Below are 18,264 nucleotides of genomic sequence, written 5' to 3'. Positions count from 1 at the left end.
CCCAGAATCCGGAAACTCATGGCCAAATCGACCCGCAGCAAAGTGATTGAATATGTCGAACCGATCGGTGACCGCGTGCTCGTCCGGAAAGACGAACCGAAACGGACCACCAAAGGGGGCATTGCGCTGCCGGATCAGGCCGAAATTCCGACGATCACCGGTCGAATCGTGGCGATTTCCACACGAATTGAGAACGACGAAGATTTCCCGCTTCGCCAATACGACAAAATCTTGTTCCACCCGAAGGAAGCGATTCCAGTCGACTTCGAGACCGACAACCAGCTGTTTGTCGTCCCCGTGGAAGATGTCGTCGCCGTTTTCCGCCGCGAAACCGGCAAAAAGACGACCAAGGAAGACTAGGCGATGTTCTCTCGAAAGAGAGCACTAATCGATTCGTCGTTGTGAATTCGCTTGATCGCTTCCCCTAACAGTGGAGCGACAGAAAGGACCTTCATATTTCCCAGAAGGTCCTGCGACTTCTGAGGAATCGTATCAGTCAGGATCAACTCTTTGATCGGTGCTGCTTGAAGCCGAGCCACCGCCGGACCGCAAAGCACTCCATGCGTCGCCGCGATGTAGATTTCGCGGGCCCCGGCTTTGTGAACGACTTTAGCTGCACCGCAAATTGATCCAGCTGTGCTGATCATATCGTCGAAGATAACCGCTGTTTTTCCTTCGACAGGGCCACCAATAATGTTTTTGGTTGTCGTCTCATGAGCACTCGTCCGACGTTTATCGACGATCGCCAGCTCACCATTCAACCGACGATGATGCGTCACAGCCCGCTTGATACTTCCCGCATCGGGACTCACTACGCACAGTTCTTCCGTCGGAATGCCAAGGCTTAGAAAGTAGTGATTAAGGACCGGCGAGGCATTCAAGTGGTCGACGGGAACGTTAAAAAAGCCCTGAATTTGGGCCGCATGCAGGTCCATCGTCAGCACGCGGTCCGCCCCAGCACTAGTGATCAAGTCAGCGACTAGTTTGGCCGTAATGGGAACACGCCCCTCATCCTTTCGGTCCTGTCGGGCGTAGCCATAGTAGGGAATTACAGCAGTGATTCGCTCGGCACTGGCACGACGACAACTGTCGATCATGACCAGCAATTCCATCAGATTGTTGTTCACCGGCGGGCAAGTTGGCTGAACCAGGAAGACATCGCGTCCGCGAACATCTTCCTCGATCTTGCACTGGATTTCTCCGTCCGGGAATTCCCCCAGCGCGACACGGCCGAGCTTCAGATGCAGGAAATTGCAGACATCTTCGGCAAGCTTAGGGTTAGCACGACCGCTAAAGATTTTGATCTCACGCATGACGCAAACTGGGCAACCGTCTGGGAGTTATCGAAAAAGACGCCAGGAACAAAGAAAGGGGCTCAAAAGCCCCTCACACGACCATTCAACTATTGTAACCAATTTCCGCCATCACACGCTCCACCTCTGCGAGTTGGTCGCGCGAATTAATACTGTACGCTTCACAAGACTTCAGTACCGGTACCGCGTCTACTTTGTCTCCGAGCCCCTTCAAAATCTTGGGGCAGTCGGTCAAGTAGTACTCACCTTGGGCATTATTGTTGTCGAGCCGCGTTAGAGCCTCGACGAGCCGCGAAGCCTGAAAAACGTAGGTGCTCATGTTCACCTCGTCAATCGCTCGCTGCTCAGGGGATGCATCCTTTTCCTCGACGATTCCCTCGAAAACACCCGATGAATCTCGCACAATCCGCCCAAGTCCTGTCGGATTGTCTCGTTTCAGAGTACCCAACAGACACGCATGCCCGCCAGATTCAAAAGCCTCGAAAAGCTCTTTCAGCGACGACGACTGAACCAAAGGAGAATCCCCAGCCAATACGACAACGCTTCCATCGACTTTTCGCAGTTCATCCAGACACATCTGAACGGCGTGCCCAGTACCAAGCTGCTCGGTTTGCTCGACAAATACTACGTCGTCGTGGCTGCTGAGGGCCTGGCGAACATCGTCAGCACGATAGCCAACGACACAGATGATCTGTTCGACACCGACCTGACGTAAAGCGTCCAGCACGTACTCGATCATGGGTCGCTGCAAGACCGGAAAGAGGACCTTCGGCATATCCGACTGCATCCGGGTACCTTTTCCGGCAGCCAGGACAATTGCAATCCGCTTTCCCATTTCGCCTACTCGCTCAGCCCAGAGATCGCTACATAACCAGTGAACGCGGCAGAATCTCGTCCACAAACGGCCATATCTTGGCATTATCTGCGGTGGATTTCCAGGGGCGAAATAAGGTTTTAGTCATAAACCATCACCCGGAACTTATTTGACTGCGGTCACTTACAGCCGATCGAAGAAAATTTAACGATCATACCAACTGTGCCTTGCGCCCGTCCCCCCGATCGAACCGTTAGTGAATTAGTTTTGCATGACGACAATTTGCTTTCACCCAAAAAGTCGAATAACATATCGTTCGGAACAGACATCTCATCCAACATATTCTCACCCAGATTGAAGAGGTGCCCCGGTCGCTGCTGGACGGTCGGGGGCCAGGAAGATTTTATGGCTGATCTCACCGCCGAAGAATTTGCGCAGCGCGTTATCGATTTCAACCTTCTCGAGCATCGGCAAGTCGAGCAGGTCTGGAGCGAACTGGGAACTCGCGAAGTCTCTCTGGGTGAATTCCAGAATCTGATGCTCCGTAAAGAGCTGATGACCAACTATCAGGTCGAGCGAGTCGTGAAAGGACTCCGTACCGGCTACTTTTACGGCGACTACAAAGTCCTGTACATGATCGGTACCGGAACGTTCGCACGCGTGTTCCGCACAGTCCACAAAGACACCGGCAAAGTGGTCGCCGCGAAGGTGCTTCGACGACGATTCAGCGAAGATCCGAAGCGTGCGTCGCAGTTCATGACGGAAGGTGAACTGGGCAAAGGGCTACGTCATCCGAATATCTGTCCTATTTACGAGGTCCATTCTGAAACCTCGATGTATCAGCAGGGGACCAGCTACTTCCTGATCATTGAGTTCATCGAAGGACAAAACCTTCGCGATCTGCTTCGCATTCGTGGCAAATTCAGCCCGAAAGAAGCGACCCAATTGATGATCGACATTACCTCTGGCTTAGCCTACGCAGCCGAGCGTGGTTTGACACACCGTGACTTGAAGACCTCGAACGTGCTCATCTCGGCTCGAGGCCGTGCTAAGCTCGTCGACTTCGGTTTGGCGGCGTTTGCTGAACAAGTCAGCGAAGATGGCCAGGCCTCCAATCCTCGTACGGTTGACTACGCAGGTTTGGAAATCGCCACCAATGCTCCACGTGACGATCCACGAAGTGATATCTACTTCGCTGGCGCCATTTATTACCATATGCTCAGTGGTGCGATTCCGCTTTACGAAACTCGTGATCGCCAAAAGCGGCTCGCGGCGACACGCTATCTGAATGTCGAATCAATTGCCAAAGTCGCCCCAGATCTTCCGCGTTCGGTGGCATCTGTCGTGATGAAGGCGATGGAAACCAACCCCGACAAGCGCTATCAAACCAACGGCCAGATGCTGATGGATTTGAAGATGGCGGCTAAGCGTCTGGAGCTCGGCGACGAATCGACCGCCGGGGAAATTCGTGGCAAGCTCGAAGCCCAAAACGAAGCACGCATTGCCAAGCAGTTCGAGGGCTACAACAAGACGATCATGATCGTCGAGTCCAATATGGACATGCAGAATGTGCTTCGCGATCGCCTGAAAAAGTATGGCTACCGCGTGTTAGTGATCAGCGATCCACAGCGTGCTTTGAATCGTTTCGCCGAAGATTCGTCGCCTGCGGATATCATTGTTTTCAGTGCAATCGACATGGGCGTCGCGGCGTTGGATGGCTTCAACCAATTTGCGGAAGACATCCACACTAAAGACAAGCCCGCCGTGTTGATCGTCAAAGAACGTCAAACGGCCATTCGTGAGGCGGCTCAAATGGGCGAGAACCGGGCGATTATGACGATGCCGGTCAAAGTTCGCGAGCTTCGCAAGCTCGTCCATGAACTTCTTAAAGACCCGCTCGATCCCGAAGAAGAAGATGCCGAAGCCGAAGCAGGCACCCACTAGTCACGGGGTTACTTCGACGGCTTGGGAATCGCCACGCCCATGTCCTTCAGCATCATCTTCATGTCTTCCCAGACATCTTTCTTAGCCGAAGGATTTCGCAGCAAGTACGCGGGATGATAGGTGACGACGACCTTACTCCCGCGATACGGGTGAAATCGTCCGCGAAGCTTTCCGATCGGCGCAACCGACTGCAGAAGGTTTGTTATCGCAAATCGCCCAAGGCAAACGATGTATTCCGGCTGGATGATTTCTAACTGTCTCTCAAAATAAGGACGACAGTTCTCATTTTCTTCCGTTGTCGGATTGCGATTGCCAGGAGGACGACATTTTAGCGTGTTGAGAATATAGACATCACTCCGCTGAAACGAACAAGCTTCGATAATCTGCGTGAGCAACTTCCCGGCTCGTCCGACGAATGGTTCTCCGAGTCGATCCTCATCCGCTCCAGGAGCTTCCCCAAAGAAAGCAATTCTTGCTTTGGCACTGCCGACGCCGAAAACAGTTTGTGTGCGAGTTTTTGCCAATTCGGCACAAAGCGTACATCCTGCCACCGTCGATTGCAGCTGATCCAGATGTTCCTGTCGTTTCGCTGCCGAAAGTTTGGCAAATTCTTTTGGCCAAGGCTCGTCCGAAGAACTCGGCAACGTCGGCATCGGCGCTGGTTTCGCGGCTGGGGCTGCGGTGGCCTTTTTCGGTCGTGGCATCTCGCGGGCTCCTTGCGATGCTTGAGGCTCTGGTTCGATTGGGGGTGCGGCGGGTGGACTTACGGGAAGCGCAATCCCGGCTTGTTTCGCCACGAATTGGACTCCGGACGCTTGCCAGGCTTGGGCCTGTTGGATCAGTATTCGACGAATTTCAGGCTCATCCATGCCGGAACTTGCGACGTCCGAAAAAGAGAGATACGGAGGAGTTTTCAAGCTGGAATTGCAAGGCTTTAAACTTTTCCCTTACTCCAGCCAGACCTAGCACGTAAAATAGACTTGATCCATATTAGGGTAAGTAATTCATGCTTTCCTGTCATCCATACTCGCACCTCTGATTGAATTCTGCCCCTATGGCGGTACCGCAAGTAGTTATCATCGGACGTCCCAACGTTGGTAAATCCAGCATCTTCAACTGGCTCGCCGGAAGGCGATTAGCCATCGTAGACGATGTTGCTGGCGTCACCCGAGACCGCATGGTCCACCTGCAAAAGTGGAATGAACGATTTTTTGAAATCGTCGACACCGGCGGTATTGGCGTTAATGACGTCGATAATCTGACCGACGAAATTGAACGTCAGATTCAAATCGCGATCGATTCGGCCGATGTCATATTGTTTGTTGTGGACGTTCGCAGCGGTATGCTGCCGCTCGACCAGCAAGTCGCCCAGCGTTTACGCAAGATCGACAAACCGGTCGTTCTGGTCGCCAACAAAACAGACGCTCCGCACATGGACGTGGAAGCGGATCAGTTCTATAAGCTCGGCCGCGGCAAACTCGTCGCGGTAAGTACCCTTCAGAATCGCAATAAGAACGATCTTCTGGACGTGATCGCCGATCGCCTTCCGGAAGCCGAAGCGATGCCCGATGTCGACTCAGCCCCGGAAATGAAGGTCGCCATCGTTGGTCGCCGCAACGTCGGCAAAAGCACCTTCGTCAACACGTTGGCGCAAGCGGAACGAATGATCGTAAGCGAAGTCGCTGGGACGACTCGCGATAGTGTCGACGTTCGCTTTGAAATGGACGGGAAATCGTTCGTTGCGATCGATACGCCTGGGCTCCGTCGCCGCGTAAGCGTGAAGACCGACATCGACTTTTACAGCACACATCGCGCCGAACGCAGCATTCGCCACGCCGATTTGACGCTGATGTTCTTCGATGCTTCGCAGCAGATCAGCAAAGTCGACAAGCAACTTGTCCGCTACATCAGCGACGAATTCAAACCATGCATTTTCGTGGTCAACAAGTGGGACTTGTACAACACGCAGATGCCGACGGAACGCTGGGCGACCTATCTGCACGAAACTTTTCCGATGATGTCGCACGTTCCGATCGCGTTCATCACCGGCCAAACCGGCAAAAACGTCAAGACGCTGCTGAATCACGCCCAGATGCTTTACAAGCAGTCGCTTTCTCGTATCGGTACCGGCGAACTCAATCGAATTCTCAAAGAAATCATCGCCCACCATCCGCCACCGCTGCATAAGAACCGTAAGCCGAAAGTCTACTACGCCACGCAGGTGGGTGTTCAGCCTCCGACATTCGTGCTGATGGTGAACATGCCGAAGGCGTTTTCGCAAAGTTATCAGCGGTACCTGATCTCGTCGTTCCGCGACGCGGTCCCCTTCCCCGAAGTTCCCATCAAGATCTACCTGAAAAAACGTGAGTCCTCGGACGAGCGCGACGATTTCGGGAAGGTCGGCAAAGCGAAAGATCATTCGGAAGTCGACGACGAGTTCCTGCCGGAAGTTGACGAATCGGCCGAAGACGTCGCCTTGGACGAAATGGATGACGTCAACGAGGAAGCGTAGTCGACTGTCTCCAGGATTTTCCATCTTTCTTTACGAATTCCGTTGCGTCATTTTCACATCATTTCGCGCAATAGGCCCATGTCCACATTTGCTTGGACATGTTTCAATAGCCTAAGCCCCAAGTGATCGTGCAAGTCGCACTCAAATTGATGGAAAGAAAGCAGAGACAGCCTGATGATCGTTGGCATTCCGAAGGAAGTGAAACGAGACGAGTACCGCATTGCCATTTTGCCAGTGGGGGCCGAGGAACTCGTCCGTGCTGGGCATACCGTCCTGATTGAAAAGGACGCCGGTATCGGCTCTGGTCTTACGAATGAACAGTATCTCGAAGCAGGGGCAACGCTCGTCGACACGGCCGAAGAAGTCTTCAGCCAAGCCGACATGATCCTGAAAGTGAAGGAGCCTCAACCGGAAGAGTTTCCGCTCATTCGCAAAGGGCAGATCGTCTTCACGTATTTCCATTTCGCGGCAAGCACCGAGCTAACTCAAGGGATGATCGACTCGGGCTCGATCTGCCTTGCTTACGAAACGCTGCGGGATCGCCGCGGTACGCTGCCGCTGCTCACTCCGATGAGCGAAGTCGCCGGACGCATGAGCATCCAGGAAGGGGCTAAGTACCTCGAAAAACCGCAAATGGGCCAAGGCATCTTGCTAGGCGGCGTCCCCGGCGTTGCCCCCGCCCACATCACCATTCTTGGTGGCGGAATCGTTGGTGCGAATGCCGCGAAGATTGCCGCAGGCTTCAACGCCGACGTCAACATTCTCGACATCAACATGGATCGCCTGCGGTATCTGGACGACGTGATGCCGCCGAACGTGAACGTTCTGTTCAGCGATCGTCACGTGATTCGTCATCAGTTGCAACTAGCGGACTTGGTCATCGGTGCCGTGCTGATTCCTGGGGCGAAAGCTCCAATGCTGGTCTCGCGAGATGACCTCAAACTGATGAAGCCCGGCAGCGTGATCATCGACGTTGCCGTCGACCAAGGTGGTTGCATCGAAACGTCGAAACCAACTTCGCACAGCGATCCAACCTACCTGATCGACGACGTGTTGCATTACTGCGTGGCCAACATGCCTGGCGCCGTCGGCCGAACGAGCACGTTCGCGCTGTGCAATGTCACGTTGCCGTGGGCATTGCGGGTCGCGAACGATGGCATCGAAAAGTCGCTGGCAAATTCCCCGGAACTGCAAACGGCACTCAACATTCATTCCGGTCGTGTAACCAACGAAGCGGTTGCGGCCACCTTCGATCTTCCCTACGAACCCCTTTCATGAATTCATGACGACTGCGAATCCCCAGACCACCGCTCCTGATCCCATTCAATTCGTTGGCGAAACGGATGGGCACTTGGTCCTGATCGACCAAACCAAGCTTCCTGTCGAATTGCTCCACATCGAATGCCGAGATGTGGAAACGGTTTGGGAGGCAATCAAGATGCTGCGAGTGCGGGGAGCCCCGGCCATCGGCATTGCTGCTGGCTACGGGGTGATCGTTGGTTTGCAAACGGTCGCCGACAAGTCGCCGGAAGAATTCGAGGCTCGCTTCAATGAAGTGGTCGAGTACCTGGCTGGAAGTCGTCCTACGGCGGTCAACTTGTTCTGGGCACTCGATCGCTTGAAGGCGACCTACGCAAAGGAAAAAGAAGCGGGCAAGTCACCTGCCGAGATCCACGCGGCCCTCTTGGCCGAAGCTCGTTTCATCCACGAAGACGACCGCCAAGTCTGCCGGGCCATCGGTCGCCACGGGGCCGAGCTCATCGACCCTGGCCATGGTATCCTCACGCACTGCAACGCAGGCGGGCTTGCCACGGCCGACTACGGGACCGCTTTGGCTGTGATGTTTACATGTCACGATCAAGGAAAGCCGATCCACGTTTATGTTGACGAGACGCGGCCACTCTTACAGGGTTCGCGATTGACGGCCTGGGAACTCGTTCAGCGAGACATCCCCGCAACGCTGATCTGCGACAACATGGCTGCCCAGGTCATGAAAGAAGGTCGCGTTAACGCGGTCATCACCGGGGCGGATCGCATTGCTGCCAACGGCGACTCGGCCAACAAGATCGGCACCTACGGCGTCGCACTGCTGGCGAAGGCCCACGGTATTCCGTTTTACATCGCGGCTCCGATCAGCACGTTCGATTTGACGCTGCCCAACGGCGACGGCATCCCGATCGAACAGCGTGATCCTGTCGAGATCATCAACGGTATGGGCAAGCAAACAGCCCCTGAAAACGTTCAGGTCTACAATCCTGCGTTCGATGTCACGCCTGCGGAACTGATCGCGGGGATCATCACCGAGAAAGGGGTTATCTCCCCGGTAACGCCAGAGAATATCGCTCAGACGATTTCTGGCGAGTAAGATCGAATTGTCAACGAGCGATCGTGCGGCAAAGAGATTTGTTACGCATTATCGCAAATAAGTGTACAAGCACCTAAACATATTCTGAGAAGTGCGTAACTCCCGGGAGTTACGCACTTTCTTTTTGCGCGTTGAGAGCAGGGGATTTTTTCTACCCTTGTTTCTCGCTCATTTCGAACGCAAACTCGCCGCATCAACAGCCTACCTGCGACAATACCTCAGCAATACCTGGTGAACTTTTGATGTACACTTGGACAATACTTACGTACAATTGATGTCTTAGCGGCAAAGCGATGAAATAAGGGTCGCCTTCCTCCCCTTCTCTTCTGGCGATCGCGCATAAGAAAAGCCCCCACGAAGACGTGAGCATGGCACCCAAGTACTCAAATTTCCGTGCGAACTAAATGTCGTAGTACAAGCAGAACTCATACGGATGCGGACGCAGGCGAATCGCGTCGACTTCGTTGATGCGTTTGTACTCGATCCATGTTTCGATCACGTCCTTGGTGAAGACGTCGCCGCGAAGAAGGAACTCGTGATCGTCGGCCAATGCATCGAGTGCGGCGTCGAGCGAGCCCGGCGTTTTAGGCACCGCGGCCGCTTCTTCTGGCGGCAAGTCATAGATGTCTTTGTCGAGCGGTTGGCCGGGGTCGATCTTGTTTTGAATCCCGTCGATCGCTGCCATCGTGATCGCGGCAAACGCCAGGTATGGATTACACGTCGGATCGGGGCAACGGAACTCGACCCGTTTCGCTTTCGGGCTGGGGCTGTACATCGGAATGCGGCACGACGCCGAACGATTCCGCTGCGAGTACGCCAGGTTCACTGGCGCTTCGTAGCCTGGCACCAATCGCTTGTAACTGTTGGTCGTTGGATTGGTAAACGCCAGCACGGCTGGGGCATGCTTCAGCAAACCGCCGATCGCGTGCAAAGCCGTTTCGCTAAGGCCCGCATATCCGTTGCCAGCGAAGAGTGGCTCGTTCTCTTTCCAGAACGAGAAGTGCGTATGCATTCCGGAACCGTTGTCGCTGAAGACCGGCTTCGGCATGAACGTGGCGGTGCGGTTATGACGCTTGGCGACGTTCTTGATCACATATTTGTAGATCAGCAAGTCGTCCGCCATTTTCACCATTTCGTTGAACCGCATGTCAATTTCGCACTGACCGGCGGTTGCAACTTCGTGATGCTGTGCTTCGACGTTCAAGCCACACTCGATCATCGTCTGCATCATTTCGTTTCGCAGATCCATCAGCGAATCGGCTGGCGGCACCGGAAAGTAACCTTCCTTGTGACGTAGCTTGTACCCGAGGTTCGGTCCTTCGTCCCTGCCGCGGTTCCACTCCCCTTCGACGCTGTCGATGTAATAAAACCCATGCTGCGGGCGCTGATCGAAGCGGACATCGTCGAACACGAAGAATTCCGCTTCCGGGCCAATGAAGCAAGTGTCGGCGATGCCGGTGCTCTTCAGATAATTGGCCGCTTTTCGGCAGACGTTGCGAGGATCGCGCGAGTAATCTTCCCGCGTGATCGGGTCTTGAATGTTGCAGATCAACACGAGCGTCGGCAGTTGCGTGAATGGATCGACGAACGCCGTGTCAGGCTGCGGCACCACCAACATGTCGCTTTCGTTGATGGTCTGCCAACCGCGAATGCTGGAGCCGTCGAAACCCAAACCATCCTCGAAGGTGTCTTCGCTGAGATGACTGACCGGAATGGTGAAGTGTTGCCACAAACCAGGAAAATCCATAAACCGGAAATCGACCGCTTTCACGTCGTTTTCGCGGCAGAGGGCTAAGACTTCTTTTGGCGTCATGCTGGGGCTCCCTTTTCTACTGGGTGGAAACGCGGTTGGCTGCGAGCCAAGTTTTACTGGGTGCGATGCCGTTGACTTCCCAAGTTTCGCGGCGTTCCTCGAAGACATACTCACGAGGACGTGTGCACGGCACCTCGGCGATTGGATCTAGCCCTTGATAGGGGCAGACACGGCAAGAATTTCAAGCACCGCGTCGACAGCTAAGCGAACTGACAATATCCCCCTAATCGCCGTTTGATTCAATCAGCCAGAAGGAATTTCTTGCGGCAACGTTCGATCGATTCTCGACCACGTAGGGTTCATATGCTGCAGGTCGGATAGAAAGAAATTAGCCACAGAGGACACAGAGATCACCGAGGAAAGAGAATACGCGAGACAACCGGGTAGCCCAGGTTGCTTGTAACCTGGGGAGCGCAGCGAATAGAGGTCTTATCGAAAGGTAAACCGTACACAAAAACCTCGATTCGGCTTCGCCTCCTCTGCTTGCAAGCAAACAGGGCTACCCAATACGCGGAGATATCTCACATCCGGTGACTCTTATTCTGGTCCCTCGGTGATCTCTGTGTGCTCTGTGGCTAACAGTCTTCATCGCCCCGCGGCACCTACGTCAGGCGGGCGGGGCTTCTTTGACGGTTCGGTTCATCAGTGCCAAGAAGCAGGGGAGCATGACGGTGCGAACGACGAACGTATCGAGCAGCACGCCGACCGTTAGTGCGAAACCGATTTCAATCACGCCAAGTAGCGTTCCCATGCACATCGACGCGAAGGTGCCTGCCATGACCAAACCGCAGCTGGTGATGATGCCGCCGGTGGTCGAGATCCCGCGTAGCAGCCCTTCGCGCAGCCCCAGCTTCTTCTGCTCTTCAAAGACGCGCGTGGCCAGGTAAACGTTATAGTCCTGCCCAATTGCCGCGAGGATGACGAACAGGAACAGCGGCACCTTCCAGTCCAACGCCTGGTAACTGTCGGCGTAGACGGTGCGGAAGAACATCTCCGTAATGCCGAGCGTGACGTAGTAGCTGAACAGCACCGATAAAATCATGTAGGCACAAACAAACGGCCGCCGCAAAATGATCAGCAGCACCAGGAACACGGCCACGATCACGCCAAGCTCGATCCGCTTTTGATCCTGCGACGTGACTTTCATCAAGTCGCGAATAGACGGGGTCGTACCGCGAATGAAGATCTCGGATTGGTTCCAAGGAGGGTCCAGCGTTTCGATCTTCGCGTGCAAGTCGGCTTCGATGGTGTTCATCAAATCGATCGCTTCGTTCGAAAATGGATTGCGATCGGTAAGGACGCGCAAGATCGCGACTTCTCCGCTCAGCTGGCTATCTTGCGCGAGGAAATACTCTTTGGTACGTCGATGATTCTTGGCCATCCAAATATCGCGACCGCGCGAAGACATCGAGAACCCGGCCGGGCGATCCCCCAGCGGTTGTTCGCTGGTGAAAACCCTTTGCACATCGTCGCTGGCATCGAACGTGGTGGTCGCCAACTGATTGATGACGGTCTGCCCTGCCCCGTCCAGGAAATCGCCTTGATCGTTGCGAATGAGAATGGTCAGCGGGCCACTTTCGCCCAAAGGGAAATAGTCACGGATTCGCAGCGCGGTTGCTTTCGCCATGCGGTCGCTGTCGAGATCGCCGAACAAGTCGTACGAAACTTCCACGGCTCGCCCTGTCGTGATGCGTGCGTACATGGTGGGAATGCCGATGATGCCCAGCAGCAGCACGACCACCGTCAACGTAAGACCTGGGCGGTAACAAACCCAATGCGAAATCTGATCCCACCAGCGAGCCGAAACAGGCCTGCTCTTCTGGACGTATTCGGCCGAATCGCCCCACGGCCAAAACAGCTTCGGGCCCATGAACCGCATGATCGCGGGGGCCAACGTCAAGCACGTGAACAGCGTGATCAACAGACAAAGCCCAATCGCCGGACCACTGTTGCGGTATTTCTCGAAGTCGGCGAAGAACATCATTCCGAGACCTACCACGGTGGTCATTGCACTGGCCGTTAGTGCCTCGCCGACGCCTGCAATCGAAGCGGCAATCGCTTCCTGCGAGTTATGGCACTTGGCGAGTTCTTCGCGGTAACGCCCGATCAGGAACAAGCAGAAGTCGGTACCAGCGCCGAACAAGATCACGACGATAAAGATTCGCGACGTCTTGAAGACCTTGAAGTCGAACCATTCCATGCCTGGCAGCAGATGAACTTGCGTAAGCAAAGCAACCAGCCAGGAAGAGATGATGAACGAAACCGCGATGGAAAGCAGCGGGACCGTCAGCAGCATTGGGGCGCGATAAATCAGCAGCAAGATGACGATGACCAGCAGGATGGTGTAAAGCTCGGTGTTGGCGATGCTTTCCTTTGCGGCCATCAGCATTTCGCCGCCGATAGCCGCGTTGCCGGTCACGCCGATTTCAAGATGCTGAAGGCCTTCCTCGGTGGCACGTTCGCGCCAGCGGTCAACAAATTGGGTTGCCTCTTGCAGGATGCGAATGTTGTCGGTCGCCATGAACTCGTTGCGAGTCTCGACCACAACCAGAACGGCATGTCCATCTTTGCTGGCCAGCATGTCGCCTCGGACAAGCGTATGGCGTGTGAGAACATCGAACTGATTCCAATTCATGGGATCGGCTGGCACAAGCTCGAGCGGTTCGTCTTCCAACTTGGGATTGATGGCGATTGCTTGCTCGCGATACTGCTGCATCGCGTCGGTGTCGCCCGTCTGCTGAGAGGTGAACGCCATGTTCCACAGCGGATGCCAATTGTCCCGATCGAGTAGCGCCGACTCTTCCCAGGCCTCCATTGCCACGGCGTACGGTTTGCGCTGCTCGTCATCTTCCGCGGGCGGAGTTTCCGTGGACGGCGGCGATTCCGCTTCCGCGTGAAACTGTAGAATGCCTTGGACGTTTTGCAGCGGCGAAGCTAACTCGTCGGCAAAGCGTAGATCGTCTTCGGACAGGGGCTCGTCCGCTCGCGAAACGGCGAAGACGAGTTGGCTTTTCGCTTGTCGCTGAGGGAACGCATCATTGAAGAGCTGTTCGGCCTGGCTGCTGGGCAAGTCGGCGGGAAGAAACGCCAGATCGCCATCGAGCGTGACGTTATCCCAGTGCGGAGGCAGCACGGCCGCCGACACGGCAAACACGCCCCAAAAGGCAATGATCGCGATCGGATAACGAACAACGAAGTTCCCAAGCTGCCGGAAAAACAAGAGGCGACGCCTTCGTCACGAGTCGTACGAGCGGGGGAGAGGCCACAGGGCACGTGGCTTACCCAACCCGATTAATCGTAACGGTTGGTCCAGAGGTCGCCAACCAGTGGCCACCACCACCCAGACATCCCGAGGAGCGGTGGCCATGTGCGATACTTCCATCGGCCTGATCGCGTGCTCACCAAACGAAACATGCCCACGCGGACGTGAGCATGTTACCCAACAGTGGTGACTTCAAGAGTGCCCCAAGCCTTAGCGTTGGTCTTGGGTGCGTGTCGACAGGCCAGGGACGCCGAGCAACTGCTTTGCGGCGACAACGCCTGCGTCCATGACGGGATCGTTCTTCGAGGCGGCATCGACGGCAGCTTTCAGTTCGGTCAGGTCTGGCTTGCCAGCGACACGAACATTGATGTCTGGGGTGACACCGTTGCGGCTGATCGCTCGGCCGTGTGGCGAGTAGAACTTGGCCGTCGTCAAGCGAAGACCAGCTCCGCCGGTTGCCAGCGGGAAGATCCCTTGGACGGAACCTTTGCCGTAGCTTCGTTGACCGACCACCGTACCGCGACCATGATCGCGAATCGCCCCGGCGAAGATCTCGCTGGCACTCGCCGAGTTCGAGTCGATCAGGACGACCAGCGGCACTCGCCACGTGCCAGGCATGTGGGCGGTGTAATCGAAGTCTTCGCGAGCGTTGCGACCACGCGTCGAGACGATGGTCCCTTGCTCGACAAACAAGTCGACCATATCGACCGCGGCGGTGAGCAAACCGCCAGGGTTTCCACGCAGGTCGATCACCAAAGCCTGCATGCCATCGCGGTGGAGTTTCCACATTGCCTGGCTCAAGTCGGCAGGGGTGTTCTTCTGGAAGCTGGTGATCTTCAGGTAACCGATTTTCGATTCCTGATCCATGATATGAATGTTGTCGACGCTGGGAACTTCGACACGATCTCGGCGAACCATCACGTCGCGAGCCGGTTGATTCGGGCTAACGATCGTTACACGAACGCTCGAACCAATTGGGCCTTTCAACATGTCCGCCGCTTTGTCGGTCGTGATCACTTCGGTCAGGTGACCGTCGACGGCAATGATGCGATCGCCGGAACGAATGCCAGACTGGTGAGCAGGACTGCCGTCGATGGCATGCACGATCAACAAGTTGCCTGCGTCCGCTTTCAGTTCAACGCCGAGACCGACGAAGTTGCCTTCGATCTGCGAGTAAACTTCGGTCAATTGGTCCTGCGTCAGGAAGCTGGTGTAAGGATCGAGCGAAGCGGCCGTTCCACAAGCAAATTCCAAAATGGTTGCCGTTGGCGTCACGCCCAGGTTTTGCCACATCAGTTCGGCGGCATAGTTGGCCGTTTCAACCGCTTGCTGCGGCGAACTGACGTTCTGCCAGTTGACGTTATCGTTGAGCATGCGGCGGACTTGATCGATACGGTTGCGATCGGCGTCCTTCAGATTCTTCTTATTGAAGACGTCTTCCTTCAGCGCGACGTCTAACTGCTTCAAGCCTTCGCGGCTGATATCACTCCAGCGGGGCGAATCGACGTAGCTGGCTTGGACTTTACGAAGAACTTCGTCATACAAACGAAGCGCATCGTCGCGAGTCATCGTATTGACCGAGCGGACAAAGCTTTGATCGGTGTAACGACGTCCGACATCATAGTGCAGTCGAGCGAGGTTAGCTTTACGCTGCACACTGGCATCGAAGCCATGCAGGCGAAGAGCATCTTCGTAGAAGGTGAGGGCTTCACCCCAGCGGCCTTGGCGTTCGAGCTGTTCGCCGTTGGCGATAACTTCGCGAACCGCGGTTTCGTCGATTCGTGCTTCGTCGGGAATCCGGATCTGACCGAAAACGGTTGCCGGAGCCAAAGAGAGCAGAGCGAGCAGCAGAGCAGTCGCCAGGCGATATGGTTTGTTTACTGTGTGCATGATCCGTCGCAGCGTCCAGTGTCCAGCGCTACCGGCGAAGACGCAGATTCATGCAGCCTCTAAAGAATGGAAAGGCTGAGAAACGGGTCGAAGTACCGGCAACTCGGGGGAGTAAATCTCGTGAAGGACGGGCCATCATTTCGACCCAGTCCACTATAGATCACGAATTTGCCCTGGTCAAAAAATCGACGACTCTTTTTGGCGGGATATATTCCCTAGAAACGCTACAACCTGAATTCCGTGTTCGGGTAAATCGGGTTGAGCCTGATTTCGAGTATTGCGTCGATCGCGCTTCCTGGCGCTGCGGTGCTTCCTGAACCGATCCTACATCGGGCTTCCTTTCGCACTCTATTGTATGCGGGTAGGCCTCAAAAGGTTCGGTTTCGGGCCAAAAAGCCGTCAAAAACGGTCTTTTTGCCAGCATTGATGTCGGATTGTTCGCGTAGCGGAACCTATACCAACGGCAGAACGATCGCCATTAGAACGGCCGTCGCGAAGCTAGTGGCTCCGAGCACCATCAACAACGGTGTCCAGGTTTTCAGGGCTTCCACCTCGGTCAAACCGCTCATCTTGGCGAAGATCCAGAAGCCGCTGTCGTTCATCCAGGAACCAAACAGCGAGCCAGCACCGATACTGGCGGCCAAGTAAACGGGGTGGAAACCGAGCACTTCCGGCGACGAGAGGCTGACCAGCATACCGCTGGAGGTGATCATCGCGACGGTGCTGGAGCCTTGGGCGATCTTCAAAACCGACGAAATGCCAAAGCCAAGGAACAGAATCAACAGCTTCGCCGACGCGGCATCGGTGCCGACAGGGAACATGTTTTGAATCGCATCACCAACGTTGGCGACCGTCAGCATTGCCCCGAACGCACCACCAGCGGCGGTGATAAGGATGATCAAGCCACCACTCATCAGCGAGACTTCGACCGACGAGGCCAATTCTTTCAGCGACAACGACCGCTGCACGGCCAGCGTCCACATGGCAATCAGAGCCGAAATCAACAGCGCGAAGTTCGGATCGCCCAGCATCGACGTAACGTTCGAGGCTTTTCGTTTGGACGTTTCCCAGACGTACGGTTTCACGACGTCTTCGTCGAACGTCGATTCGAGCACTTCGCGATTCATTCGCTCGGCAGTTACCGGGGCCATGCGAGCCGGGTTCGAGCCTGCCAACGAAAGGGCCGTGCTAGAAAGCTTCGTACCGAGAAACGCATCGCGATTCTTGGGGAAGCTTTTGTCGAGCAATAGGAAACGATTGAGTCCTTCCCGCAGTTCGTTCTGCTCTTCGCCGTTGAGATCGCCAGATTGCAGAATCAACTCCGCAATACGGGCCCGTTCTTCGTCGCTTCCATCGCCACGGATAGTGCTGAGAACGTGCTTACCGAAGTTAGTTTCGACATCGGCCGTCGAATCGCTTTGAATGCGACTACGGAATGCTTCCCAGTCGGCAATATCGCCTGGTCGAAGCTGCGCGGCACGCTCGGCATCGGCCATGGTGGTGAGGACCGTGTTGGTAGATATGAGGATGACCGGCAGAAGAACAGGAGCCAACGAGACCCAAAGCGACGGCAGTTTGTCGTCTGGAATCGCTTCCGGCTCCGGTTCGTTACCCAGGGGACGCATCGGCAACGGCATGATGCGATTCATGAAGGACGAGAACCACAGCCCGGCACATGCGGCAGGAAAAGCAATCATCACCCCGATCAAAATCATCAACCCTTTGTCGACATTCAATTGATCCGCGACGACCAACGGCCCAGGGGTTGGCGGAACCAACGTATGGGTGATGCAGCCGCCGGTGGCAATCGCCATGACATACAGCAGGTAGTTCTTCTGCGTTTTACGGAACATCGATCGGCCCAGCGGCACGAGCAGGTAAAACACCGTGTCGAAAAAGACCGGAACGGCAAGCACAAAACCGCTTCCCATCAGCGCAATCGGAGAACGCTTTTCGCCGAAGATCGACATGAACGCGCGAACCACACGATCGGCGGCGCCACTATCGAGCATGCACTTACCGATGATCGCAGCGAGCGCGATCACGATCCCCACGCCCCCAGCGGTTCCGCCGAATGCCGACGCGACGCGGGAGAATTTGTCTTGGATCGCGCCGTCGGCCATTAAGCTGACGACCATCGCGGCAGTGATCAATGCCAAGAACGCATTGGCCCTGAGGAAAATGATCAGGCCCAAAACGGTTGCCATGCCAACGACAAGGCAAATCAGCGAGTATTGGTCAGGCGAAATCGTCGACTGAGCGAGAATGGAGATATCGAACGGAATCATTCCGGGGATCTCAATTAGCTGGGGCAGGGCAGGGGGGTCACGTGAAAAGCATTCTTTTCTTCA

12 protein-coding genes are annotated in these 18,264 nt (G+C 55.3%); 5 read left to right on the top strand and 7 right to left on the bottom strand.

Annotation, left to right across the window (positions count from 1 at the left end; genetic code table 11):
• The first annotated feature begins 18 nt into the window (after positions 1-18).
• A complete protein-coding gene (locus tag LA756_RS22890; RefSeq protein ID WP_224437048.1) occupies positions 19-360 on the top strand; it encodes a co-chaperone GroES in 342 nt (113 codons plus the stop codon).
• Here the strand turns inward: LA756_RS22890 and LA756_RS22885 are convergent.
• Complete coding sequence (locus tag LA756_RS22885; protein WP_224437047.1) at positions 357-1,313, bottom strand: ribose-phosphate pyrophosphokinase; 957 nt, start codon at positions 1,311-1,313, stop codon at positions 357-359. The genes LA756_RS22890 and LA756_RS22885 overlap by 4 nt on opposite strands.
• A gap of 85 nt (positions 1,314-1,398) precedes the next feature.
• Positions 1,399-2,148 carry an NTP transferase domain-containing protein gene (locus tag LA756_RS22880; protein WP_224437046.1) on the bottom strand — a complete coding sequence of 250 codons (750 nt, stop codon included), beginning with the start codon at positions 2,146-2,148 and terminating at the stop codon, positions 1,399-1,401.
• 384 nt (positions 2,149-2,532) lie between these two features.
• Between LA756_RS22880 and LA756_RS22875 the strand changes: the two genes are divergently transcribed.
• Complete coding sequence (locus tag LA756_RS22875; RefSeq protein WP_224437045.1) at positions 2,533-4,071, top strand: protein kinase; 1,539 nt, start codon at positions 2,533-2,535, stop codon at positions 4,069-4,071.
• 8 nt (positions 4,072-4,079) lie between these two features.
• Here LA756_RS22875 and LA756_RS22870 read toward each other — a convergent pair whose 3' ends face one another.
• On the bottom strand, positions 4,080-4,775 hold the full coding sequence (locus LA756_RS22870) for a uracil-DNA glycosylase family protein (RefSeq protein ID WP_224437044.1): 696 nt from the start codon (positions 4,773-4,775) through the stop codon (positions 4,080-4,082).
• Positions 4,776-5,125: 350 nt separating this feature from the next.
• Here LA756_RS22870 and der point away from each other — a divergent pair, with 350 nt between their 5' ends.
• The 3 genes from der to mtnA all read left to right on the top strand — a co-directional run bounded on the left by der (position 5,126) and on the right by mtnA (position 8,948).
• Positions 5,126-6,583: a ribosome biogenesis GTPase Der gene (gene der / locus LA756_RS22865; protein ID WP_224437043.1), complete on the top strand. Its 1,458-nt coding sequence runs from the start codon at positions 5,126-5,128 to the stop codon at positions 6,581-6,583.
• 174 nt (positions 6,584-6,757) lie between these two features.
• The gene (gene ald / locus LA756_RS22860) at positions 6,758-7,861 is read left to right on the top strand and encodes an alanine dehydrogenase (protein ID WP_224437042.1); all 1,104 of its coding nucleotides are present in this window, start codon (positions 6,758-6,760) and stop codon (positions 7,859-7,861) included.
• Between the two features lie 4 nt (positions 7,862-7,865).
• A complete protein-coding gene (gene mtnA / locus LA756_RS22855) occupies positions 7,866-8,948 on the top strand; it encodes an S-methyl-5-thioribose-1-phosphate isomerase (protein ID WP_224437041.1) in 1,083 nt (360 codons plus the stop codon).
• A gap of 400 nt (positions 8,949-9,348) precedes the next feature.
• Here mtnA and glnA read toward each other — a convergent pair whose 3' ends face one another.
• From glnA to LA756_RS22835, 4 genes are all read right to left on the bottom strand, one after another.
• Positions 9,349-10,761, bottom strand: coding sequence for a type I glutamate--ammonia ligase (gene glnA / locus LA756_RS22850; RefSeq protein WP_224437040.1), 1,413 nt, complete (start codon positions 10,759-10,761; stop codon positions 9,349-9,351).
• A 607-nt stretch (positions 10,762-11,368) separates the two neighbouring features.
• Positions 11,369-13,981 carry an MMPL family transporter gene (locus LA756_RS22845; RefSeq protein ID WP_224437039.1) on the bottom strand — a complete coding sequence of 871 codons (2,613 nt, stop codon included), beginning with the start codon at positions 13,979-13,981 and terminating at the stop codon, positions 11,369-11,371.
• Between the two features lie 252 nt (positions 13,982-14,233).
• The gene (locus LA756_RS22840) at positions 14,234-15,913 is read right to left on the bottom strand and encodes a S41 family peptidase (RefSeq protein WP_224437038.1); all 1,680 of its coding nucleotides are present in this window, start codon (positions 15,911-15,913) and stop codon (positions 14,234-14,236) included.
• A 452-nt stretch (positions 15,914-16,365) separates the two neighbouring features.
• Positions 16,366-18,201: a GntP family permease gene (locus LA756_RS22835; protein WP_224437037.1), complete on the bottom strand. Its 1,836-nt coding sequence runs from the start codon at positions 18,199-18,201 to the stop codon at positions 16,366-16,368.
• Positions 18,202-18,264: the final 63 nt, after the last annotated feature.

This window comes from Bremerella sp. TYQ1, from assembly GCF_020150455.1.
Lineage (GTDB): Bacteria > Planctomycetota > Planctomycetia > Pirellulales > Pirellulaceae > Bremerella > Bremerella volcania_A.
Note: the sequence above shows the minus strand (reverse complement) of the source record. Positions and strands in the feature narration are given on the sequence as shown.